The organism is Micropruina sp., assembly GCF_047602385.1.
GTDB lineage: Bacteria > Actinomycetota > Actinomycetes > Propionibacteriales > Propionibacteriaceae > Micropruina.
The window spans coordinates 751284-774636 of record NZ_JASGHL010000005.1 but is presented as its reverse complement, the minus strand read 5'-3'; the positions used below and the strand labels follow the sequence as shown (position 1 = coordinate 774636).

Genomic DNA, 23353 nt, shown 5'->3' with positions numbered 1-23353 from the left:
GCGCCCAGTCGTCCGAGCAGGGTGCCGCGAGTGTGCGGGTCACAGTCCTCGAGCAGCGCGCGCTGCAGATCAGCTGATCGCCGACCGCGGCGCTCCTTTGCTCATCGCACTCTCGGCGCCGCTGGTCAGCAGCCGCCGAACCTCGGCGTCCGTCCCCGGCACGACCAGCAGCAGGTGGCCGCAGACCCGTTCCACCGGGGCGCGCCCGGCGGCCAGCAACTGTGCGCAACGACGGTGGGCATCCGCGCGGCGCTGGGTTCCGAACAGTCCGTAGACGACGTCCCGCAGCAGCGGATGCTTGAAGGTCAGCGATGCCGACGACACCAGCTCGGCCCGGTCGAGTTCGTCGAGGGCGTCCAGGACGGTGGCCACATCGACCCCGGCCACACCCGCGACCACCGGCACGGTCACCTCCGACTCCAGCACCGCGATCGCGTCCGCGACCGCACGTCCGGACGGCGACAAGGCCGCCAGCCGAGGCCGCAGCAGGTGGCTGAGCGAACGACGCGCGGCGGCCAGGCCGCGTCCGATGGTGCCCTCGGTCCACTCCGTCCCGTCGGCCAGTGCCCGGACGATCTCGACCAGATACAGCGGAACCCCCGCGCCGAGCTCGACGCAGCGATCCCGCAGCGCCGGCTGGAGGTTCGCCAACTCATCCTCGACCAGCCGGACGGACGCCGCTGCGCTCAGCGGCGCCAGGGTCACGACCTCGGGGACGCGACGGGCCAGATGATCCAACAACAGCGCCGGTCCTTCGCCCGGACGGGTGGCGACCACCATCGCCAGCGGCAGCGACTCGACCCGGGCCGCCAGGTAGACGAGCAGTCGCAGGCTCGGCTCGTCCGCCCAGTGCGCGTCGTCGACCACCATCAGGTGCCCCCGGCTCTCGGTCAGGTTGACCGTCAGCCAGTACAGCGCAGGCACGATCGCGCTGGGATCCTGGGCGGCCCGCGGATCCTCCGGACCTACCGACAGCGCGGTGGCGGCCGCCCGCGCGGGCCCGTCCAGCACCTCGCTCCGGGCCTCTGCCGGCATCCGCCGCAGCGTCGGGTCGAAGAGCGCCCGGACGACCCCCCACCCGTAGTCACCCTCCAGTTCGTGACCCGCCGCACGCAGCACTCCGAGGCCGGCCTCGGTCGCGTACTCGACTACGTCGGCGAGCAGGCTGGACTTCCCGAGCCCGGGGGCGGCCTCGATCAGCACGATGCCCCCGGTACCGGCGGCTGCCCGGTCCACCAGGCCGTGCAGCAGCCGCACCTCCACCTCGCGCTCGAACAGGCGACGACCGCTCGTCATGGCCGCCAGCTTGGCCGCTGCCCGCAGTCGGCGCAACGGGGCCGGCCCGGGTGGCCGGCACAGAGGTTCCGCTTGGTTCCTGGGGTCGCCCTGGGGTGGCGACCCCAGGGTGCCGGACGCCGCCTCACCGGAGGCTTGAGACATGCCTCAACCAAGCAGTGCCGAGCACGGCACCCAGTCCACCATCACCACTACCTCAAGGAGCATCATGCGATTCGTCCGTGTTTCCCTGAGCGCCGCCGCCGTCGTCGCGGTCTGCGTGGCCGCCGCCACCCCGGCGCCCGCCGACAGCGGTCCGGTCGATCTCGGCCCGAAGAAGGTCGTCGTCAAGGGCCGCTCAGCCCCGGGCGTCCGAGCCCGGGCAGCGCTCATCGCCCCGGCCAACGACAACCTGGCCGGCGCCCAGTTCCTGCCCAGCGACAACGGCTCGATCAGCGGTTCGACGATCGGGTCCACTGCCGAGCCCGGCGAGCGCTCGCACGGCGATCAGCTCAACCCGGCCAGTAACTCGATCTGGTACCGGTGGCGCTCACCGATCACCGGGCACGTCATCTTCCGCACCATCGGCAGCAACTTCGACACGGTGTTGGCTGCGTACCAGCCCGCCCGGAACGCTCCGGTGACGGTGTCCACCATCGAACTGCTCGCCGCCAACGACGACCTGATCCTGGACAACTCGACCACCGACAGCCAGATCCGGTTCGATGCCGTGGCCGGTGTCGACTACTTCATCGCGGTGGACGGCTTCGGCACGGCCGTCGGCGACGTGAAGCTGACCTGGACCACCAACGACGACTTCGCAGCACGGCAGCCGCTGGTCGATCCTCCGGCCGGCGGCTTCACCACCTTCGCCGTGCACAACGAGGGCACCCGCTTTGAGACCGGCGAACCCAAGCACGCCGGCACCAGCGCGTCGACCTCGGTCTGGTACCGCTGGTCACCGAAGACGGCCGGTGTCGCCGAGTTCCAGACCACCCAGTCCCGCTACGACCCGGTGCTCGCCGTCTACGACGACTCCACCCTGGTCGAGGTCGCCTCCAACGACGACCTGGCTCCCGGCGATCATCGCGCCCGGGTGCGGTTCTTCGCCAAGCCGGGCAAGACCTACGCGATCGCACTGGCGGGCTTCGGCGGCCAGAGCGGCCTCGAGATCGTCCGGCACCAACTGGCCGCCGCACTGATCAGGGCCGGCGACGCGAGCACTGCGGAAGGCGCCGCGGGCACCACCCGGACGCTGCGGATTCCGGTCGCCTTGTCGACCCCGAGCCCCGGCCCGGTCAGCGTGCACTTCGCCACCGCGGACGGCACCGCCAAGGCCGGCTCCGACTACACCGCCACCTCGGGAACGCTCACCTTCGCCGCCGGGGAGACCACCAAATTCGTCAACGTCACGGTTCGCGGTGACGGGACGAAGGAACCCACCGAGACCTTCGCACTGAAGCTGACCGGCTCCGCAGGCGGCTTCGCCATCGGCGATGCCACCGGCACCGGCACCATCACCAACGACGACTGAACGGAAACTGTCATGTCCACCTTCATCGAATCCACCGACCCACTGGCCGCGAATAAGGCCACCGCACTGCGTTTCCTCGACCTGATCAGCGCCGACGACTACGACGCCCTCGAGGATCTGATCACCGACGACTGGACGATGGTCGGCGGCCCACCGCGAATGCCGCGCGGACGCGACGGGCTCGCCGAGTTGCGCCGCACGATCGGCCCGGTCGAGCAGACCTGGCAGCCCGAACTGGTGCTCGCCGAGGGTGACCTGGTCGCCGTCCGGGCGGTCAACAGCTGCCGGATGGAATCCTTCTTCGGCGTGCCGGGACGCGGCGTCGAGCAGATCTTCACCGCGACCTTCGTGATGCGCATCCGCGGCGACCGGATCGCCTTCACCTGGCGCAACGCCGACGACCTCGGCCGGCTGCTCCAGCTCGGCGCAACCATCAAGGCAGGTGCGTGATGAACCGCCGATGGTGGGTCGGCGCCTCGGTCGCCGCCGTCCTCGCCGCTGCCGGGGTGCTGGTCATGCCAGCGAGCAGCGCGGCCCAGGTCGGCAGCAGCCGGGGGAAGCTGAGCGACGGCGCTGCCTACCGGATCGACATCCCGTACAAGTACAACGGCACCGTCCTGGTCTACAGCCACGGACTGGTTCCGCCGGGACAGCCGGACCAACCCGAGCTCGCACCCGATGAGACCACCGCCACCGCGTTGCTCGCTCGCGGCTACGCGCTGGCCGGGACGGCCTACGGATCCGGGTATGCCGTGGAGGCGGCCGTCCGGGAGCAGACCGAGCTGGCCGGGATCGCCCGGCTCGGTCTGGGCGGGACGTCCCGGGTGGTCGCCTGGGGCTCGTCCCAGGGCGGGCTGATCAGCCTCGCGCTGGCCGAGCGGGCGGCGTCCGGGTTCGACGGCGCGCTGTCGGCCTGCGGGATCGATGCCGGCACCGTCGGGCTCTGGGACACCTATCTCGACACCATGTTCGTGATCAAGACCCTGATCGCGCCCGATCTGACTCTGGTTCACGATCGCGACCCGGCCGGCACCCAGGATCGTCTGCTGGCCGCCCTCAACCAGGCCCAGAAGACCCCGCAAGGACGGGCCCGGATCGCCCTGGCGGCGGCGATGACCGGCATGCCGGGCTGGTCGGGCGCCGGCACCCCGCGTCCGGACGCCGGGGACGACGGCGCCGCGGAGTCGGCGCAGCTGTCCTACCTGACCGATCTGGTCGGCACGATGATGACCCTGGGACGCGCCGACGTCGAGCAGCACGCCGGCGGCAACCCGTCCTCCAATACCCGGATCGACTACGCCAAACAGCTGAAGTGGTCGATTGATCGGGACGAGGTGCGACGGCTGTACGCGGCCGCCGGACTCGACCTGACCGCTGACCTGCACCGGCTGGCGAAGGCCCCTCGGGTGCACGCCGACTCCTCCGCCCGGCGGTACGCGAACCGGTTCGCCACCCCGTCCGGACGGCTGCACGGCCGTCCGGTGGTCACCCTGCACGACACCGGGGACGGCGCCGTCGCCCCCGAACACGAGGACGCCTATCGCCGCGCCGTCACCCGGTCCGGCAACGGCACACTGCTGCAGCAGTTCTTCGTGGATCGTGCTGGGCACTGCACCTTCACCCCGGCCGAGCTGGTCACCGCTGTCGACGTCCTCGATCAGCGCCTGCGGAGCGGCCGGCCCGAACCGGTCAGCACGTCCGAGCTGGTCAGCCGGGCCGCGAAGCTCGGGCCCGACCTCAACGGCGTCCGGATCGACGGCCAGTTCATTCCGGTTGCGCCGGGGTTCGTCGATCGGTCGGCGGGGGTGTTCCTGCGGGATGTCTCGTCGCACCCGGGAATGCACCGGTCAGCCGTCCCGACCGGGGATCGCCGGGCTCGAGTTCAATAGCTGCATGATCCCGGGATGGAACTAGATCGCGTTGCGCACGGCGTCCAGCACGCCGTGCGCAACGGGTCGTTCGCCCTCACAGCCTCGGATCGACCGGCTCGGATTCGAGCGCCAGCACCCCGAACACCGCCTCGTGGACGCGCCACAGCGGCTCACCGGCGACCAGCCGGTGCACGGCCTCCAGCCCCAGTGCGTATTCGCGCAGCGCCAGCGAGCGCTTGCGGCTGAGATTGCGGTTCCGCAGCCGGTCGAGATTGCCCCGCTCGGTGTAGTCCGGGCCGTAGATGATCCGCAGGTACTCCCGGCCACGCACCTTCAGACCGGGTTGTGGACGACGTCCCTTGCTGACCGGCACCAGGTTGGCCAGCGGTTTCACCACCATGCCCTCACCGCCGGCGTCGGTGAGTTCCTCCCACCAGCGGACGCCCGCCGCAACACTTTCGCCGTTCCCGACATCGACCAGCAGCCGTCGGGTGGTCCGGAACAGTTCCGGGTCGGCGGCCACCAGCCGGTCGGCAATCGCGAGGTGCCACTCGTGGTCGCGTCCGGCGAACGAAGCACCCTGGGCGGCCAGCACCTGGAACACCGCGAGTTGCACCCCGTCCAAGCCCTGACTAGGCCAGACGTAGCGCTGCCAGGCCGCATCGTAGGCCTCGGCATTCGACAACCGGGATTCGGTCCGCTCCAGCAACGGCCCAACATCAAGCCGAGTGGAACGAAAAGAACCGTCCCCCCGTGCCACCTCGCGCGCCGCCGCCATCCGCAGCGCCGAGACCGCGGCCGGCAACGCCATCAGCGCCGCCGCCCCGACCGGCGCGTACTGCTCGCGCAGCAGCTTGCCGGCCTTGGCCGACCAGGGCAGCAGTTCGGCATCCAACAGCAGCCAGTCGGTCTGCAGTTCGCGGTCGAGCCCGGCGCGTCCGACCGCTGTGCGCACCCGGTCCAGCAGCTGGGTGGTCAGCTCCGCGCCGAAGAACGAGCGGCCGGTCCGGGTGTAGACCGAGCCGCCGTCCGGGCGCAGGTACACCACCGCCCGCGAACCCATGTGCTTCTCCTGGCAGACCACCCGCTCAACGCCCCACTCGGCGAACGTGGCGAACGCCTCGTCCGGGTGCTCCAGGTAGCCGGCCCGCTTGGCCGTCGCCACCGGCGACATGGTCGGCGGCAGGTACGGCACCAGCCTCGGGTGCAGCGCGAACCGACTCATCACCTCGAGCGCACCGGCGGCGTCCTCGGCGGTGATCGTCACCCGTCCCATCACGGTGGTCTCGATCGAGCGCCGTCCGGTCACATCGTCGAGGCGCAACTCGTCCGGGTCGCGCTGCTCGACCTCGGGGACCAGCGGTTTCACCGGCTCGTAGTGGACGGCGGACGCGTCCACCGAGACCGTTTCGCGCTCGGGGTAGCGCAGCGCCGACAGCCGTCCGCCGAACACGCAGCCGGTGTCGAGGCAGAGCGTGTTGTTGACCCAGTCCAGCGTCGGGGTGGGCGTGTGGCCGTAGGCGACCACCGCGCGTCCGCGGTACTCGTTGGCCCACGGCAGCCGCACCGGCAGTCCGTACTCGTCGGTCTCGCCGGTGGTGTCGCCGTAGAGGGCGAACGACCGAACCCGTCCGGACGCGCGCCCGTGGTAGGCCTCCTTGAGCCCGGCGTGGGCGACCACCAGGTTGCCGTCGTCGAGGACCAGGTGCGAGACCAGGCCTCGGCACCACTCCCGCACCGCGAGCCGGAACTCGTCGGTCTCCTCGGCCAGTTCGGCCAGGGTCCGGTCCAGCCCGTGACCGACGTGGACGTTGCGGCCGTCCAGTGCCCGGATCAGCTTCGCCTCATGGTTGCCGGGCACCGCCAACGCATGCCCGGCGGCGGTCATCCCCATCGCCAGCCGCAGCACGCCCACCGAGGACGGCCCGCGGTCGACCAGGTCGCCGACGAAGACCACCCGGCGTCCCTGCGGATGTTCGGCATCGACCGCGCGATCCAGATCGTCGCACGCCACTCGATAGCCGAGCCGGTCGAGCAGCTCCAGCAACTCGTCGAGGCAGCCGTGCACGTCGCCGACGATGTCGAACGGCCCGTGCTGGTCGCGGAAGTCGTTCAGCAGCCGCTCGCGAACGATCCGCGCCTCGGCGATCTCGTCGACCGACGACAGCACGTGCACCTTGCGGAAGCCCTCGCGGCCCAGCCCCTTGATCGATCGGCGCAGCTGGGACGCCTGGCGCCGGATCGGTCCCTCGCCGAAACTCCGGTCGGCGCGAGCCGCGTTGCGGGCGATCGCCAGCTGGGTCGGCACGTCGAGCACGATCGCCACCGGCAGGACGTCGTGATCGCGGGCCAGCTGCACCAGGGACGCCCGGGCTTCGCGGGACACATTGGTCGCGTCCACGACGGTGAGCAGGCCGCGGTCGAGGCGCTTGCCGGCGATGTGGTGCAGCACGTCGAAAGCGTCTGCGCTGGCCGACTGATCGTTCTCGTCGCCGCTGACCAGCGCACGGCAGTAGTCCGAACTCAGCACCTCGTAGGGCCGGAAGGCATCGGCGGCGAAGCTGGACTTGCCCGAGCCGGAGACGCCGATCAGCACCACCAGGCTGAGCGCCGGAATCGGCAACTCGGTCATCGCTGCACCTCCGGGTCGACCCGGCTGAACAGGGCGAGTTGGGTCGGCGGTCCGGCTTCGGCGTCTGCGGTGCCGACACCGCGCAACTCGACCCGGTAGCCGTACCGCCCGGCGACCGATTCGGCCCAGGCGGCGAACTCGGCCCGCGTCCATTCGAAGCGGTGATCGGGATGCCGCCACTGGCCGTCGGGTAGCCCGAAGACGACGTTGTGGTCGCGGTTCGGCGTTGTCAGCACCACATGCGCCGGCCGGGCGGCGCCGAAGACGCTCGCCTCAAGGGCGACCACCCGGTCGGCATCGAGGTGTTCGATGACTTCGATCAGCAGGATCGCGTCGAACCCCGCCAACCGGTCGTCCCGGTACGTCGCCGACGACTGCCACAACGACAGCTTCTCCCGCTGCCGATCCGCGAGCCGGTCCAGCCCCAGCCGCCGTTCGGCCCGCTCCAGCACCCGGGGCGATACGTCCACCCCGATCAGTTCGGTCACGGACGGCTCGGCGAGCAGTGCGCGCAGGTAGAAGCCCTCGCCGCAGCCCATGTCGACGACCCTGCGGGCACCCACCTCTCGCACGGCGTCCAGGACGGCCTGTGGTCGCTGGAGTTTCAGCGGGGTCGGCGCCTCGTCCTCGAGCTCCGGATCGGGCGCGGTCACAGTCCCTTCCAACGCCTCGAGCCGGGCGGTGGCGTCCTCGACGTAGTCGCGGCGCGAGGCCAGATAGCGCCGGACGATCAGTTCCCGTTCCGGGTGGGACGCCAGCCAGCCCTCGCCGCGCCGGACCAGCTTGGTCACCTCGTCGGACCCGACCCAGTAGTGCTTGGCGTTGTCGAGAACGGGCAGCAGCACATACAGGTGGGACAGCGCGTCGGCGAGCCGGAGCCGTCCGGTCAGGGCCAGATCGACGTACGGTGCCGGACCCCAGTCGCCGCCGGGTCCCAGGTCACGCCGGTGCGTCTCCACCGTCCAGCCCAGCGGCTCGAACAGCCGGCGCACCCATTCGGCACCCGAACCAATGCCGCGTGGCGGCAGCGCGGGAACCGCCGGAACCCGGATCTCCAGCGGCAGCGCCGCCGCGGCCAGCTGGGGGAAGGAGTCGCTGCGTCCGTTGAGGGCGGTGTTGAACACCCGGCCGAGCGCCACCGCCAGCATCGAGGACGCCGCATAGGGGCGGTCGGTCACGTAGTCAGCGAGGGCGATGCCGTCACGCGACTTGAAGCGACGCTTCACCATGGCGATCGGGTCGACCTCGAGCAGCAGCGCGGCCGTCACCCGCTCGGCCGACGACTCCGGATAGAACACCGTGGCTGCACCGACCGGCAAGGTGAAGGTCTGTACCCGGTCGGGGTGTTTGTGCAGCAGATGACCCAGCACCGGGGCGTCCGGGCCGGTCATGGTCAAGGTCAACAGCACCTCGCCATTGTGTCAGCGGGCAGCTGCCCTCAGCCCCCGGTGACCTCCTTGAACGTAACCTTCGTCACGCCGGTCTTCAGGCACGCGGCCTCGAACTTCCACGTGCCCTTGGCATCGATGCTATTGGTGTTCGCCAGGCAGTCGCCGATGTTGTTGCCCTTCTTGTCATAGGCCTTGAAGGTGATCTGTGCATAGGTGTCGACGGCATCGCCGTAGTTCTTCACGATGCCAACCACCTTCGCGTACCCAAAACTGCGCTTCACCTTCCATCCCTTTTGCAGGACGAGGCCCTCGGGCTTGGGAGTCTCGGCCTTAGGCGTCTCCTTCGCCTTGTCCGAGGGCGCCGGCTTGCTGGTAGCTGGTTCCGCCGTAGGACTGGACGAGCATCCGGCGAAAAGTAGGAGGCCGGTGAGAACGGCTAACAGCAACTTCATGGGGTGAGGCTCCTTCAGTGGGGTGCAAGTCCGCTAACCCTATACGAAAGACCTGTTATATAGGGTGTTCTATGGAAGGCCCGCTTTAGATCATTTCGGCGTGTCGTGGAGCGAACCGAGCGCGAGGTTGCTCGGCGTCGCGCTGCGCAGGATGCGCGAGGAACATGGCCTGTCTCAGGAGGCGCTCGCCTTCCGGGCAGGCATCACGAAGAACCAGCTCCAGCTGATCGAAGCCGGCCGCTCGTCTGGTCGCCGAGGCGCCTCCGGTCCCTCCAACCCTCGTCTCTCCACACTCGTCGGCCTGGCGGATGTGCTCGGCAGATCTGTGTCGGGGCTGCTTGCGGACGCCGGCCTATGACCGGCTCAAAGCGGAGGCACGGGGCATTCACTTGAGTTCACTAGCCCAAACTCCGTTATAGTCGCCCTGACCAATGAACAGCTGATGAAGCGGTGTTGACAGAAGGCGACCAATGACGAACGTGGGATCCCTGGTCTCGGTGGACGTCATCGCGCTGCGCTACAACGCGGACCTGCGGCGAGTGGAATTGGCCACCAAACCCCGGACCGCCGAGCCCTATCGTGGCGTCCCCGCTCTGCCCGGAGTGCTGTTGCGTGAGGGTGAACGGCTGGCCGCCGCCGCGCACCGGGCCGTCATCGACAAGGTCGGTTTCGACGTTTCCGCGCTCGGCCAGCTGACGGTGTTCGACCAGCCCAACCGCGACCCGCGCGGGTATTCGCTGTCGGTGGCGATGTGGGCGGTCGGCGACGGGGACGCGGACTGGTACGGCTTCGACGACGTCCCGCGACTGGCGTTCGACCACAATGTGATGCTCTTCGAATGCCGTCCCTTGTTGGTCGACATGCTCTGGCGCGATCTGGAGTTCACCCAAGCGCTGACCGGTGCCGAGTTCCCGGTCTCCGCGGCGGTCGGCATCACCCACACGCTCAGCGGCATCGCCCCGGACCGTGGCAACCTCAACCGTCGGTTGGCTTCGCTTCGCGGACTCGACGTCAGCACCAAACGCATGGTGCTCGGCCGCGGACGCCCCGGCACCGTGTGGGAGTGGAAACAGCCCGCGGCCTGACTCAAGCCGGCGAGGCGCCGTCCTTACGACCTCCTCCTGGTGCCACCCCACTGGGTATCCCCGACGACAACGACCACGCTCTGGCCACCCAGCACGCCACGTTTCACTTGATAGTTGCCGGACGAGTACTCCACCAGTACGAGGAACAAGTCCTCGATGACCTCCCGGCTCTGGTCGTACTCGAAGAAGTAGAAGTGCCAGCCCTCCGGAACTTCCAGGTCATAGACTTCGCCGTTAGATTTGACGGTGCCGACTTCTCCGCCAGTGGCACCGATCCTCCAGGAGTAACATCCTGAGTCGCGGCGAGACTGTGCACCGAGAATCCATAGGTCGACGCCTCGGTGGCGAGCGCTTGACCAATACCCTCGGCGAGACCGTTCACGGACACACCCAATCATCCATCTGGTCCCGACTACTCGCACAGACCATCCCTATGATCTGCTCGGCCGGTCGATTACGAACAGCCGGCACCGGGTGTCGTAGTACGCATCGGTCTCGCCTTCATCGCGCATCCCGATCCTCAGCGCGACCGCCTGCGACGCCGCATTGTCGGGATGTGTGACGGCCAGCACTCGGTCCAGGCCGCCGTCGAAGGCGTGCCGGAGCACCCGCCGGGCAGCCTCGGTCGCGATGCCGCGTCCCCAGGCCCGCGGGTGCAGGTGCCAGCCAATCTCAGTCTCCCCGGAGGGCGGTCGCGACGCGTCCGAGGTGGAGGCGGGCAGCGAGTTCAGCAGCAGCACCCCGGCCGGCTCGCCGGCGTCCGGACCGACGATGAGCCAGCGGCCGTTGGGTCCATCCAGCGGGGCGCGGACCCGTTCGATCAGTTGGACGGCTTCGCTCCGGTCGGCCATCACGCGCGGCACGCGTCCGATGTATCGCTGCACCCCCGGACGCCGGTACAGGTCGAACAGGAAGCCGGCATCGGTGTCGGCGAACGGCCGCAGCAGCAGCCGCTCACTACGCAGTTCGGCTGCCGCGCCCGGGTCGGCAGGCACGATCAGGACGCCTCGGACGGGCCGCCGGCGTCCGGGTTGGCCGGACGTCGCAGCGGCAGCCGTCCGGTGTGATGTTCGGCCTCGATCTCGGACAGGCTGAGTCGCACGGTGTGCGGGATGTCGTGCCAGGTGGAGTCGCGGTAGAACAGCGCGACCAGCATCAGCACCCACCAGATGCCCAGGTGGATCGGGAACAGCACCACCGACTTCCACATGCCGGGCCAGCGGGCGTCCTCGAGCAGTACCGTGATCCAGGCGAAGATGCCGGTGAAGATGTAGGCGAACAGTCCGTAGGCGGCGGTGGCGAGCAACAGAATGCTCCAGCCGCCGGTCCGGAAGGCAGTCATCAGGCCGAAGGCCATGCCGCTCCAGCCGGCGATCGCCGACACCAGCAGACCCACGCTGTAGATGACGCCGTCAATGGCCCGGCGGTCACCGGAGCGCACCCGCCGCCACAGCCGGGGAGTGCAGATCGGCACGATCTGGACGCCGCCCAGCGCCCACCGATAGCGCTGCTTGATCGACGTCCAGAGTCCCTGCGGCTGCTCGTCGAAGAACACCGCGCGCGGCTCGAGGACGGCCCGGTGACCCTCGGCGACCGCGTTCAGGGTGAACTCGATGTCCTCGCACTGGGTGCGGGTGTCCCAGCCCGTGCCGTTCAGCACCGAGAGCTTGAACCCGAACCCGGTGCCACTGACCGAGAACAACGACCAGCCGAACCGGTTGCGCGGCAGGTGGAAGAACCTGGTCTGCAACAGCCAGTACAGCGTGCTGCAGCCGGCCACCCACGACGAGGACGGGTTCTTGCCCGTCCGGTATCCGACGACGATGGTCTCGCCGTGGTTGAACCGGGTGTTGATCGCCTCCAGGAAGCCCACTTCGACCACATTGTCGGCGTCGAAGACGACGCAGGCGTCGTAGCGTCCGGCGTGGTCGACGTTGAACCGCTCGAAGAACCACGACATAGCGAAGCCCTTGCCCTTGCGATTCGGGTCGGTGCGCTCGTAGACGAAGGCACCCGCCTTCCGGCAGATCTCGGCGGTGTCGTCGGTGCAGTTGTCGGCGACCACGAAGACGTCGTACAGCTCGCGCGGGTAGTCCTGGTTCTCCAAGGTGACCAGCAGTTGGTCGATCACCGCCGACTCGTTCTTGGCGCAGACCAGGATCGCGAAACGATGCTGCTTCTCGCCCGGCTCGGGGTCGGGCAGTTTGAGTTCGCCGAACGCATTCAGGCCGATCAGGACGTGGTAGAGGCCGTAGACCGCACCGATCACCATGATCGTCTGGAGGATCCAGCCGATCACATCGAGCACGGGCACCGGGCAGGCTCCTGTCATGGGGATCACCGGGTGGACCGGCATTGAAGAGCCAGTCTAGGGGTCGGGGCCTCGCCTGTCCGGGGCCGCTCCGGCGGTTCGCCGACCCGCAGCTCGCGGACGCGCGGGGCGTGGGAGACTGTCTCTCGCCACCGCGCCTCATGGCCGACCGGCATGTTCACCCCGAACCGAGGAATCACCATGATCGATCTGATGAAACGGTCATCGACCTACCTGCTCGTCTCCGGCGCGGTCGCGTTGCTGTTCGGCCTGGTCGCCGCCTTCTTCCCGATCGCCACCGCGATCGCCCTGGTTGTGCTGTGGGGGGTCTACGCACTGTTGGACGGCGTGACGGCCGCCATCATGGCCTTCCGGCCGGCACCGGGTCAGTCCCGCGGGTACCTGATCTTCACCGCTGTGCTGGGTGTGGTCGCCGGCCTGATCGCGATCATCTCGCCGACGACCGCCGGATCCGCTTTCGCCTGGGTGCTCGGCCTGTGGCTGATGGTGCGCGGCGTCCTCGAGATCGTTGCCGCGTTCACCCAGCAGCAGCCGGCACCGCGCTGGCTACTGGTGCTCGGCGGCGTGTTCTGGCTGATCGCCGGCTGGCTGATCATGAGCTCGCCCGGCACCGCAGCACTGGCTATCGCACTTTGGCTAGGGGTTTTGGCGATCATCTGGGGCATCGTGCTGCTCGTCGTGGGTGCCCTGGTCCGGCGCGAGGCCAAGCGGGCGGAACCGATCCGCGGCGAAGTCGTCCCACCGCCGATCTTCCCTTCGGACGGCCCGACCGCCTGAGGCCCAGGAAGGCTGCCGTGCTGCGCTTCGGGATCATCGGGACCAACTTCATCAGCGAGTGGTTCGCCGCCGCCTGCCGGGACACCGGCGGACGCGCCGAGCCGGTCGCGGTGTACTCCCGCGATCTGGGCCGGGGCCGGGCGTTCGCCGACGCCAACGGGATCGGCGCCGCTCACGACGATCTGGAAGCCCTGATCGAGGCTGTCGACGCCGTCTATGTGGCCAGCCCCAACGCCGCCCACCATCCGCAGGCAATGCGGGCGATCGAAGCCGGCCGGCACGTCCTGGTGGAGAAGGTGAGCGGCGTCTCGTCCGCTCAGGTGGAGGAGATCTTCGCCGCGGCCCGCGCGCGGGGCGTGGTCGCCATGGAGGCGGTGCGCAATGTGCACACCCCGGCGCATGCCCTGGTCCGGGCAACCCTCCCCCGGCTCGGCGCCGTCCGGCACGCCCGATTCGAGAAGCTGCAGTACTCGTCACGCTACGACCGGTTCCGGGCGGGCGAGCAGCTGAACGCGTTCGACCCGTCCCTGGACAACTCGGCGCTCGCCGACATCGGCGTCTATTGCCTGCAGCCGGCGCTGGACCTGTTCGGCGAACCGGCCCAGGCGTCGGGGGCGAGTGTGTGGCTGGCCAACGGGTTCGAGGGCGGCGGCAGCCTGCAACTCGACTACGGCAGCACGGTGGTGGACGTGGTCTACTCCAAGATCGCCGCCGGGCTCGGCCCGAGCGTGATCTACGGCGAGGACGCCGCGCTGACCCTGGACGATCCGGGCGAGCTCTCCCGGATCGAACTCCATGAACGAGGCGGGGCGACGACCGTGCTGCTGGAGGGTCAACGGGTGCTGCCGGCCGAAACCATGAAGCACGAGATCAATGACTTCGTCGATCAGGCCGAGGCTGGTGTGATCGATCGACGCTGGGCCGAACTCAGCCTGGCCAGCCGCCGGATCATGGACGAGCAACTCTCCCGCGGTCGCTGAGTCACCGGCCGGGCATCGTCAGAGGAGAGCGTCGAACTCCGCGACCGCCGATGCGGTGCGCACCGCGACGCACCCCAGCGCCACCGGATGTCCGAGCGCATCCACCGGACCCGACCAGCCCGTCAGGGTGAACTCGCCAAACCGGCCGGCCGGTCCGGGCACCGCGTCGTCTGCCAGCACGTCGATGGAGGCCGGGTCGTCCGCGACGCCGGCTTTGACCACCGCTTCCTTCCGCACCCAGAGCTGGGTGAACGCCCGCAGCGGGTCGGGTCGGGCATCCAGCCAGGCCCGCTCCCGTGTAGTCACCGCCGTCCGTGGGATGGCGGTGGCGACGGCCTCGACATCGATGCCGCAGCCGACGGTTGCCGCGACGGCGGCGACGAAGCCACGGGTGTGGCTGAGGCTCACCGTGATGCCCGGTTCACCGACGATGGACGGGCGGCCGTGGCCGGGCTTGCCGCACCGCAGGCAGGCTTGCTCGACCCGGACCAGCCGGGGTGCGACCCCGAGCAGCTCACCGGCGCACGCCCGGACCAACAGGTGGGCGGCTCGGTAGGCGTTCCGGTCGCTCGCGAACCGCAGCCGCTGATGCCGGACGCCCTCGGCCTCGGTCAGCGCCGCGTCGACCTGAACCTGGTCGACCGCGGCGAACCTGGCGACGATCACACCGCCTCGATCGCCTCGGTGAGCAGCGCGGCGACCCGGGAACTCACCGGACGGCGGACCAGTTCGGCGTGAGTGGCGGGCAGTTCGACGATGCGCACGGCACCGACGGTATGCGCTCGCCAGCCCTCCGCGTCCAGATGCGTCTCGGGACGCGGCGCGCCGGCCACCACCACGGTCAGGTCGCCGGCGAGTCGCGCCGGCGGCGGGGTGCGGACCACCCGGGACGCCTCGATCACGCTGGCGATGCAGCCGTCCAGCAGTACCGACGGCAGCGCGGCCAGCGCGCTGCCGGACGCCCGCAACATCTCCGCCACCCGGTCGCGGGTCAGCACGGTGACCTCGGACGGCGCGTCCAGGCCGGCGAGCCGCAGGATGCCGACCAGCGCCTCGGCCTCGGTGGGCTCGGCGAGGTGGTGCCACTGCTCGGCCGGGTAGGCGTCCAGCAGAGTGACGCTGCCGACCTGTTGGCCATCGCCCCTGGCCAGCGCCGCGACGGCGTGCGCCGCCATGCCGCCCAGCGACCAGCCAGCCACGTGGAAGGGACCGTCGCCCACCACGGTGCGGATGGCGGCCAGCTGCCGTCCGGCCAGCGCGGTCAGGTCGGCCACCGGCTCGGGGGCGCCGGTCCCGGTGCCCGGCGCCTGAATCGTGTGCACCCCGAGGTCGGACGGCAGATCGGTGAGCAGGCCGGTGTAGCACCAACCCAGCCCGCCGGCCGGTGGCAGCAGGAACAGCGGCGGCCGGTCACCGCCGGTTCGCAGCGTCAGCACCTCGGCGAAGTCGTCGGGCCGGTCGCGTCCCTCTCCCGCGATCAAATCCGCTAGTCCGGAAGCGGTCGGGCGTCCGAACGCCTCGGCCAGTCCGATGTCGGCGCCCAGGTCGTCGGCGAGCCGTCCGAGCAGCCGGAGCACCGACAGCGAGTCACCGCCGAGAGCGAAGAAGTCGGCGTCGGCCGCGACGGAGTCCAGGCCGAGGACGTCGGCGATCACCGCCGCCACCCGCTGCTGCAACAGGTCACGCGGTGCTTCTCCGGCCGCTGCCCTGGCCGTTGGTTGCCGCGAAGCCAGCTCTGTGAGCGCTCGGCGATCGGTCTTGCCACTGGCGGTCAGCGGGATGGCGTCGACGGCGATCCAGCGGGTCGGGACCAGGGACGGCGGCAGCGCCTCGGCGGCGGCAGCGCGGAGTTCTTCGCGAACCTCGTCCGCGGTCTCCCGGGAGGCGACGAGCCAGACCACCAGCGCACCGTCGATGACACCGACTGCCACCTCGGTCGCTCGGCCGGCGGAGGCTCGACACGCTCGACCGGCCGAGAGTGCCGCTTCGACCTCGCCGAGTTCGATCCGTTGCCCGCGGATCTTCACCTGATCGTCGGTGCGGCCCAGGTAGCGCAGCGCGCCGTCCGGACGCCAGGCGGCCAGGTCACCGGTGCGGTAGAGCCGTCCCCACTCGGTGTCGACGAAGCGTTCGGCGGTCAGTTCCGGGCGTCCGACGTAGCCATCGGCCAGTTGGACGCCGCCCAGCCACAGCTCACCGGTCACCCCGACTCCCACCGGCTGGCCTCCGGCGTCGAGCACGAAACACGTCGTATTCCGGATCGGACGGCCGATCGGCACGCTGTGCCCATCGGCGGCGTCCGCGGCGGTGCAGTCCCAGACGGTGACGTCGACGGCGGCCTCGGTCGGACCGTACAGATTGGTGGGACCCACCCCGAACCACTTCAGGCTGCCCGCGACCAGGTCGGGAGTGAGCGCCTCGCCACTGGCGACCACGTGCCGCACACCGGCCTCGGCGACCCGCTCGCGGGCCGTCCGATCTCCCAGAAAGGCGCGCAACATGGACGGCACGAAGTGCAGCACCGAGACCCGCTCAGCGACGATCAACTCGGCCAGCGCCAGCGGGTCACGATGGACGCCGGGCGGCGCGATCACCACGCAGCCGCCGACCTGCAGCGGCCAGTACAACTCCCAGATCGACACGTCGAACGAGATCGGGGTCTTGTGCAGCACCCGTTCGCCGGGCGCCAGCCGCAGGTGGTGCTGCATCCAGGCCAGCCGATTGTCGATCGCCCGGTGCCCGATCACCACCCCTTTCGGACGTCCGGTCGACCCCGAGGTGAACAACAGGTAGGCCGGGGCATCGACCTCGCCGGGCACCTCGCCCAGGTACAGGTCACCGCCGGCCAGCGCGTCCGGGTCGTCGACCACCAGCGCGATGCCGGCGTCGGCCAGCATCGCCTCGACCCGGGCGGACGGCAGCTCGGGATCGACCGGGCAGTAAACCGCACCGAGCAGGGCGATCGCGTGAATGGCCTCGTACAGCCCGAACCCGCGCGGCAGCCGGACGCCGACCACATCTCCGGCCCGGACGCCGGCTCGAGTCAGCCCGCCGGCGATCCGCCGCGCCCGCTCCAGCAGTTCGGCGTAGCTGCGGCTCTCGTCCTCGAACACCAGCGCGGACGCCTGCGGCGTGCGAGCCGCCTGAGTGACGAACCGCTGCCCCAGCGTGGCGCTCTCCCGATCGTGGCCCGTCGCATTGAATCCGGCCGTGACCAGGGCGTATTCGTCCGCAGGCAGCACAGGGAGTCGGGCCACGTCATCGTCCGGTTCGACGCTCGCCCACACTCCCAGCCAGTGCCTCAGCCGGGCCAGGTGTCGGTCCAGGGCAGCCTCGTCGTACAGCTCGGGGTGGGCGTCCAGCTCGAGTCGGACCCGCCGTCCCCGCCCCGGAACACCGCGCAGGGTGAACGTCAGGTCTTCGACCGGCCCGGCGGTCAGGTTGCGGACAGTGCCGGGGACGCCGCCGAGGGTGAGTTCCAGATCGAACGGCAGCACGTTGACCTGGGTGCCGAACAATTCAGGACCACCCCGGCGGTCCAGCCGGCGGGTCAGCCACTCCTGGCGTTCGAACGGGTGCAGTCGGAGCGCCGCCTGTTCGGCCCGGGTCGCGGCCAAGGCGTCCGCGATCGTTCCGGACGCCGGAACCGAGGCCGGCAGCACGTTCATCGCGGTGCACACGGTGCGGGCCGCCAGCAGTTGCCCGACGCCGGGCAGCGACCGGTTCATCAGCGGCAGCCCGATCCGGCCGGACGGGGTACCGAGCAGCCGGCCCACATACGAGCCGACGGCGGCGGTGACCAGGTCGGCCCAGGTGACCCGCAGCCGGCGCGCGCCCCGGACCAGCGCCGCCTGCTCTTCGGCGCCCAGGTCGAGCGCGCGCCGGATCGCCCGCGGACGTGGGCTCGCAACACCACCCGCCAGCGACGCCGGATCGGTCATCGCCGCCAGCCGGGCATCCCAGAACGCCTCGGAATCGGCCGCCCGATGCTGCTCGGCAACCAGGTCGGCCAGCGGGACCGGTTCGACCGGTTCCGCACCGTCATGGAGCGCCGCGATCCGGCGCAACAGCTGCTGGGCGCCGTAGCCGTCCAGCACCACGTGATGCGCGGCGTGCCACCACCAACTGCTGCCGTCAGCGAGCCGGATCAACCCGGTCCGGGTCACCTCACCGGCGCTCGGATCGAGCGGACGGCCCAACTCGGCGTCGATCAGGGCGCTCGCGGCGTCCCGGTCGGCAGCCTCCTGGACCAGCAGCTCGACCGGAGCGATCGGGCGCACCTGCTGCCGAGGGCCGTCCGGACCGACGCTGAATTCGACCCGCAACTGCTCGAACTCGGCGTAGCCGTCGGCGATCGCCTGGGCCAGTACGGCGGCGTCCACGGCACCGCTCAGCTCGACCACCTCAGCGGTCGTGTAGGCCGGGTTGCCGGGGTCGAGCTGGTGGGCGAAGAACAAGCCCAGTTGGGCTGGCGTGAGGGCAAGCCAGTCCTCATCGGCGACGGTCTTGGGGTCTCGACAAGCTCGACCAGCGGTCGAATCGCTAGGCGGCAACGGAGCCCGCCTGCTGCCGAAGCCAGTTCAGCGTCGGGCTCCGGGTGAACTCGCCGAAGTCGACGTCGAGGCCGTCGTCGGCGAGGGCGTCCAGGAAGTCGAAGGCGCGCAGCGAGTCCAGGCCGAGTTCGAACAGGTCGGCGGACGAGTCGGCGAAGAACGCCTGCACCGCCTCCGGGGTGAGCAGTCCGGCAAGCGCGTTCTGGAAGCGTTCGTCCCAGGAGTCTCCGGAACCGGACGGCGCAGAATCGGCGGCCGACGAAGAATCGAGGGCGGCGATCACCTCGTCGGCGAGGATCACCACGCCGCAGCAGGACGCGATCATCTCCAATGCCCGGCGGTGCTGCTCGGCGCCGAGGTCGGCGACGGCGTCGGCCACCACGAACGGACGGATCTCGCGCTGGAAGGCGTCCAGCGCGGTGGCGGTGACGCCGATGTGGGCGTAGACGCCGACCACGATCAGCTGGTCGCGTCCGGCCAGCCGGTCGGCCAGGTCGGTGCGGGCGAAGGCGCTGTACCTGCGCTTCTCGACGACCGTGTCGCCGATGACCGGTGCGATCGCCGGCACGATCGCGGTGTGTGCCGGCTCGGCGGACATTCCGGGCCCCCACAGGTCGCCCTGCAGCCCGCGCTCGGCCGCGTCCTGATCGCCCTGCTGTGCGGTGTAGATCACCGGGACGCCGGCGGACCGGGCTGCGCGCAGGACCCGCTCGGTGGCCGCCAACGCGCCGGTCAGCGCGGGGCAGCCGGCCACGTACGGGGTGAGGAAGTAGCCCTGCAGGTCGTGCACCAGGACGGCCGCGCGCTCGGCGTCCAGCGTCCAGGTGGCGCGGCTCACCGGCAGGTCGTGCAGCGGGGGTTCGTAGTCGATGCAGACGGGCAGGGTCATCGGTGTTCCTCCGGGTGCGGGGCCGGCGCGGCAGCCGGCTGGGCGAGGGTGGTGGCGAGCATCCGGCGCAGTTCGCGACGGCTGTTCTTGCCGACGTGGGTGGCCGGCAGGGTGTCCAGGAAGACGACGGCGTCCGGCACCTTGTAGGTGGCCAGTCCGACCCCGCGCAGGTGGCCGATCAGGTCGGGTTGCGGGGCGTCCGGTTGGGTCCGGGCCACCAGCACGACGCGTTCGCCCAGGTACGGGTCGGGGACGCCGACCGCAACCGCGTCCAGCACCGCCGGATGGGTGAGGGTGAAGCCCTCGAGCTCTTCGGTGGAGACCTTCTCGCCGCCTCGGTTGATCAGGTCGGAGTCGCGTCCGGTGACGATCAGATGGCCGGACGGCCACCGCCGGACCAGGTCGCCGGTGCGGTAGTAACCGTCGGCGGTGAACGACTCGACGTCGGCGTTCGGCGAACGGTAGTAGCCGCGGATCGTGTACGGGCCGCGGACCAGCAACGCACCCTCGGCGCCGTCCGGGACGTCGCGGTCGTCGGCGTCCACGATCCGCAGTTCGTCGTCGGCACTGATCGGGGTGCCCTGGGTGCCGTGCACCAACTCGTCGGGGTCGTCGGCGCGGGTGTAGTTGACCAGCCCCTCGGCCATCCCGAACACCTGCTGCAGCCGGGCGCCCAACACTTCGCGGATCGCCGGGGCCACCGAATCGGCCAGCCGGGCCCCGCCGACCTGGACGCTGCGCAGGGTGCTCAGATCCGGACGCCGACGGCGCGCGGCCGCGATCCAGGCCTGGGCCAGAGGTGGCACCAGTGCGGCATCGGTCACCCCATGCTCGGCGATCAGCCGGAAGGCGGTGCGCGGACTCGGGTCGCGGGCCAGCACGATCGCGCCGCCGGTGTGCAGCACGCCCAGGATGCCGGGCGAGCTCATCGGGAAGTTGTGCGCGGCGGGCAGCACGATCAGCGCCCGGGTGCTGGCGTCCAGGCCGCAGATCTCGGCGCTGGCCCGCACCGAATACAGGTAGTCGGCGTGGGTGCGCGGGATCAGCTTCGCCACCCCGGTGGTGCCGCCGGAGAGTTGCAGGAAGGCGACCTGTTCGGCGTCCACGCGCGGCAGCGGTGGGATCTCGCCGGTCGGCCCGGACGCCCAGGTGGTGACATCGATCAGGGCCGGCGGCCGGACGCCCCGGTCCGCGGCCTGCGCGGACACGGTCGCGTACAGCGCGGTGTGATCGACCCGGTCGGCACCGACGGCCAGCACCAGCGCGGCCGCGTCGGTCAGCACGCAGAACTGGGTGAGTTCGAGTTCGCGGTGAGAGGGCAGCGCGAACACCGGGAGCGCGCCGAGCCGGAACAGCCCGAGCACCACCTCCAGATACTCGGTGACGTTCGGCAGCGCCACCACCACCCGGTCGCCCGGCTCGATTCCGGACTCCGCCAGCCGTGCTGCGGCCAGCCGGACCCGCTCGCCCAGTTCCGCGTAGCTCCAGCTCTGGGCGGCTCCGGACGCGTCGGTGCCGGCGACGGCGAGATTGTCGGCGAACCGGGTGGTCCGGTCCTCGATGAAGGCGGGAAAGGTCTCCTCGGTCCAGTAGCCGGCGGACCGGTATCGGGACCGGACGTCCTCGGGCCAGCTCCGCACCGGAGCCAACGGCGTCCGGTTCACAATCCCACCGCCTTCATCATGGTCGCCAGCTTGGCGCCGGTCTCGGCCACCTCGGCGTCCGGATCGGAGCCGGCCACGATGCCGGCACCGGCAAACAGTCGAAGCCGGGCGCCGTCCAGGACACCGGCCCGGATCGCCACCGCGAACTCCCCGTCGCCGTCGGCGTCCACCCAGCCGACCGCACCGGTCAGCGGCCCACGGTCGGGCTCGAGTTCGGCGATCGCCTGCAGCGCGGACGCCGTCGGCGCTCCACCGATGGCCGGCGTCGGGTGCAGCAACTGAGCCAGGTGCAGCGCACTGCTGGCAGGCCCCGCCGGGTTGGCGGCGAGGGTGCCGCCGATCCTGGTGCCGAGGTGATGCAGCATGTCGGTGGAGACGATCCGCGGCTCGTCGGCGACCACGCCGGCGCAGACATCGGCGAGTGCGGCCACAACGGCGTCGACCACGAAGGCGTGTTCGCGGCGGTCCTTCGCCGATTCCAGCAGGCTCCGCTCACGGTGCCGGTCGGTGGCGCCGTCGGCGGTCCGAGCGACCGAACCGGCCAACGGCAGGCTGCGGACGGTGCGGCCGCGCCGGCTGACCAGCAGTTCCGGGCTGGCGCCGATCAGCACCGGGCCATCCAAGTCATCGGTCAGCGGCACCCGGAACACGTAGCGGCCGGGGCGATCGGCGAGCAACCGGGCCAGAATCGCGTCGGCGTCCAGGGGTGGATCGCTGACCACGTCGACGCTGCGGCCGAGAACCACCTTGTGCAGCCCGCCGGCGGCGATCCGGTCCAGCGCCGTCCGGACCCGAGCGGCGTACTCGGCCCGGCTCGGCAGCTCGACGACCCGGTGCCGGGCGGCGGCCAACCGGGGCGCCACCAGCGCGAATACCGGGGCAGGGGCGATGGCGACGCGGTGCGCGACGCCCGCGGCGTCCGGACGAAACGGCAATGCGACCAGCGCCCGCTCACCGGGACGCAGCGACGCGATCACCCGGTCAGCCCACTCCGTGCCGTGCCCGTGGGACGTCTCGAGCACGGTGCCCGCGATCGTCGTGTCGCCGACGAACAGCGGGGAAGCCAGTTGCAGCGCGGACGCCTGCCCGCGTTCCACGAGTTCGGTCACAATGACGCTCCACCGTCCACGAAGACCTGCTGCAGGGTGACCTGCCGGGCGGCGTCCGAGAGTAGGAAGCAGACCACGGCGGCGACGTCCTCGGGCGCCCCGACCCGGCCCAGCGGAATGCCGACCCGGAACGCTTCGGGGCTGCCGGCGACCGCGCCGTCGACGCCCGCGCCGGCGTCCGTCCACAGCTCGCGCAGCATCGCAGTGTCGGTGGAACCCGGCTCGACCACGTTGCAGCGGATGCCGCGCGCGGCCAGTTCCAGCCCGGCACACCTGGTCAGCGCCGAGGTTGCCGCCTTGGACGCCGCGTAGGCCAGCATGCCGGTCCGCGGCACCCGGGCGGCGTTCGAGCTGACCACCACGATCGAGCCACCGTCGCGGAGTAGCGGCGCACCGTGCTGCAGCAGGTGAAAGACCCCGGTGGTGTTGACCGCGAAGTGCCGCTGCCACGCGGCGTCCGTGGTGTCGCTCAGGGCGCCCGGCTCCAGCACGCCAGCCGCGCTCACCAGTCCGTCCAACGGGGCGTCGGCCGCGGCCATGCCCAGTGCAGCGGCAACCGCGTCCCGGTCGCTGACGTCGACCACGGCGATCAGCGGATCCGGCGCCCCGACACCTCGCACCGCGTCCGCGGTCGCCGCCAGGCCGGCCGGATTGCGGTCGAAAAGGCTCAGCGCGACACCCTGCCCGGCCAGCTGCAGCGCGACCGCCCGTCCGATACCGCCGGCGGCGCCGGTCACGACGAGGCGTCGTCCAGGAGGGGTGGTCATGCGTTGATAGTAAGGCAAGCCTTACCTATCTCCTTACCCGGA

19 protein-coding genes are annotated in these 23353 nt (G+C 70.5%); 7 read left to right on the top strand and 12 right to left on the bottom strand.

Features of this window, described 5'->3' with window-relative positions; all coding sequences use genetic code 11:
• Positions 1–69 precede the first annotated feature (69 nt).
• A complete protein-coding gene (locus tag QM711_RS19070) occupies positions 70–1296 on the bottom strand; it encodes an AAA family ATPase (protein WP_415102272.1) in 1227 nt (408 codons plus the stop codon).
• Between the two features lie 208 nt (positions 1297–1504).
• On the opposite strand from QM711_RS19070, the gene QM711_RS19065 reads away from it, so the two are divergent.
• Genes QM711_RS19065 through QM711_RS19055 form a run of 3 tightly spaced genes read left to right on the top strand, consistent with a single transcriptional unit; the run spans position 1505 to position 4698 of the window.
• Entirely contained in the window at positions 1505–2809 is a 1305-nt protein-coding gene (locus tag QM711_RS19065) for a Calx-beta domain-containing protein (RefSeq protein WP_415102270.1), read from the top strand.
• A gap of 12 nt (positions 2810–2821) precedes the next feature.
• Positions 2822–3259, top strand: coding sequence for an ester cyclase (locus tag QM711_RS19060; RefSeq protein WP_415102268.1), 438 nt, complete (start codon positions 2822–2824; stop codon positions 3257–3259).
• Positions 3259–4698 carry a hypothetical protein gene (locus QM711_RS19055; RefSeq protein ID WP_415102266.1) on the top strand — a complete coding sequence of 480 codons (1440 nt, stop codon included), beginning with the start codon at positions 3259–3261 and terminating at the stop codon, positions 4696–4698. Before QM711_RS19060 ends, QM711_RS19055 begins: the two co-directional genes overlap by 1 nt.
• A gap of 76 nt (positions 4699–4774) precedes the next feature.
• Here the strand turns inward: QM711_RS19055 and QM711_RS19050 are convergent, their stop codons facing one another.
• The 3 genes from QM711_RS19050 to QM711_RS19040 are packed head-to-tail and all read right to left on the bottom strand — an operon-like array spanning position 4775 to position 9155.
• Complete coding sequence (locus QM711_RS19050; protein WP_415102264.1) at positions 4775–7312, bottom strand: polynucleotide kinase-phosphatase; 2538 nt, start codon at positions 7310–7312, stop codon at positions 4775–4777.
• Positions 7309–8721 (bottom strand): 3' terminal RNA ribose 2'-O-methyltransferase Hen1, encoded by a 1413-nt coding sequence (locus tag QM711_RS19045; protein WP_415102262.1) that lies wholly within the window; start codon positions 8719–8721, stop codon positions 7309–7311. Before QM711_RS19045 ends, QM711_RS19050 begins: the two co-directional genes overlap by 4 nt.
• Positions 8722–8750: 29 nt before the next feature.
• Complete coding sequence (locus QM711_RS19040) at positions 8751–9155, bottom strand: FxLYD domain-containing protein (RefSeq protein ID WP_415102260.1); 405 nt, start codon at positions 9153–9155, stop codon at positions 8751–8753.
• Between the two features lie 100 nt (positions 9156–9255).
• Here QM711_RS19040 and QM711_RS19035 point away from each other — a divergent pair, with 100 nt between their 5' ends.
• Together QM711_RS19035 and QM711_RS19030 are read left to right on the top strand one after the other, a co-directional pair.
• Positions 9256–9513, top strand: coding sequence for a helix-turn-helix domain-containing protein (locus tag QM711_RS19035; RefSeq protein ID WP_415102258.1), 258 nt, complete (start codon positions 9256–9258; stop codon positions 9511–9513).
• Between the two features lie 112 nt (positions 9514–9625).
• The gene (locus QM711_RS19030) at positions 9626–10240 is read left to right on the top strand and encodes an NUDIX hydrolase (protein WP_415102256.1); all 615 of its coding nucleotides are present in this window, start codon (positions 9626–9628) and stop codon (positions 10238–10240) included.
• A 431-nt stretch (positions 10241–10671) separates the two neighbouring features.
• On the opposite strand, the gene QM711_RS19025 is transcribed toward QM711_RS19030, so the two are convergent.
• Positions 10672–11235, bottom strand: a complete 564-nt coding sequence (locus tag QM711_RS19025) for a GNAT family N-acetyltransferase (protein WP_415102254.1) — start codon at positions 11233–11235, stop codon at positions 10672–10674.
• A 2-nt stretch (positions 11236–11237) separates the two neighbouring features.
• Positions 11238–12554 carry a glycosyltransferase family 2 protein gene (locus QM711_RS19020; protein ID WP_415102252.1) on the bottom strand — a complete coding sequence of 439 codons (1317 nt, stop codon included), beginning with the start codon at positions 12552–12554 and terminating at the stop codon, positions 11238–11240.
• A 210-nt stretch (positions 12555–12764) separates the two neighbouring features.
• Between QM711_RS19020 and QM711_RS19015 the strand changes: the two genes are divergently transcribed.
• A complete protein-coding gene (locus tag QM711_RS19015) occupies positions 12765–13349 on the top strand; it encodes an HdeD family acid-resistance protein (RefSeq protein WP_415102250.1) in 585 nt (194 codons plus the stop codon).
• 17 nt (positions 13350–13366) lie between these two features.
• Complete coding sequence (locus QM711_RS19010; protein WP_415102248.1) at positions 13367–14329, top strand: Gfo/Idh/MocA family protein; 963 nt, start codon at positions 13367–13369, stop codon at positions 14327–14329.
• 18 nt (positions 14330–14347) lie between these two features.
• Here QM711_RS19010 and QM711_RS19005 read toward each other — a convergent pair whose 3' ends face one another.
• The 6 genes from QM711_RS19005 to QM711_RS18980 are packed head-to-tail and all read right to left on the bottom strand — an operon-like array spanning position 14348 to position 23311.
• Entirely contained in the window at positions 14348–14995 is a 648-nt protein-coding gene (locus QM711_RS19005) for a 4'-phosphopantetheinyl transferase family protein (protein ID WP_415102246.1), read from the bottom strand.
• A complete protein-coding gene (locus QM711_RS19000) occupies positions 14992–18882 on the bottom strand; it encodes an amino acid adenylation domain-containing protein (protein ID WP_415102244.1) in 3891 nt (1296 codons plus the stop codon). The genes QM711_RS19005 and QM711_RS19000 overlap by 4 nt, the downstream gene beginning before the upstream one ends.
• Positions 18872–19771 carry an isochorismatase family protein gene (locus QM711_RS18995; RefSeq protein WP_415102242.1) on the bottom strand — a complete coding sequence of 300 codons (900 nt, stop codon included), beginning with the start codon at positions 19769–19771 and terminating at the stop codon, positions 18872–18874. Before QM711_RS18995 ends, QM711_RS19000 begins: the two co-directional genes overlap by 11 nt.
• Positions 19768–21435: a (2,3-dihydroxybenzoyl)adenylate synthase gene (locus QM711_RS18990; RefSeq protein ID WP_415102240.1), complete on the bottom strand. Its 1668-nt coding sequence runs from the start codon at positions 21433–21435 to the stop codon at positions 19768–19770. Before QM711_RS18990 ends, QM711_RS18995 begins: the two co-directional genes overlap by 4 nt.
• Entirely contained in the window at positions 21432–22544 is a 1113-nt protein-coding gene (locus tag QM711_RS18985) for an isochorismate synthase (protein ID WP_415102238.1), read from the bottom strand. The genes QM711_RS18990 and QM711_RS18985 overlap by 4 nt, the downstream gene beginning before the upstream one ends.
• Positions 22541–23311 (bottom strand): SDR family oxidoreductase, encoded by a 771-nt coding sequence (locus tag QM711_RS18980; protein ID WP_415102236.1) that lies wholly within the window; start codon positions 23309–23311, stop codon positions 22541–22543. The genes QM711_RS18985 and QM711_RS18980 overlap by 4 nt, the downstream gene beginning before the upstream one ends.
• Between the last annotated feature and the right edge of the window lie 42 nt (positions 23312–23353).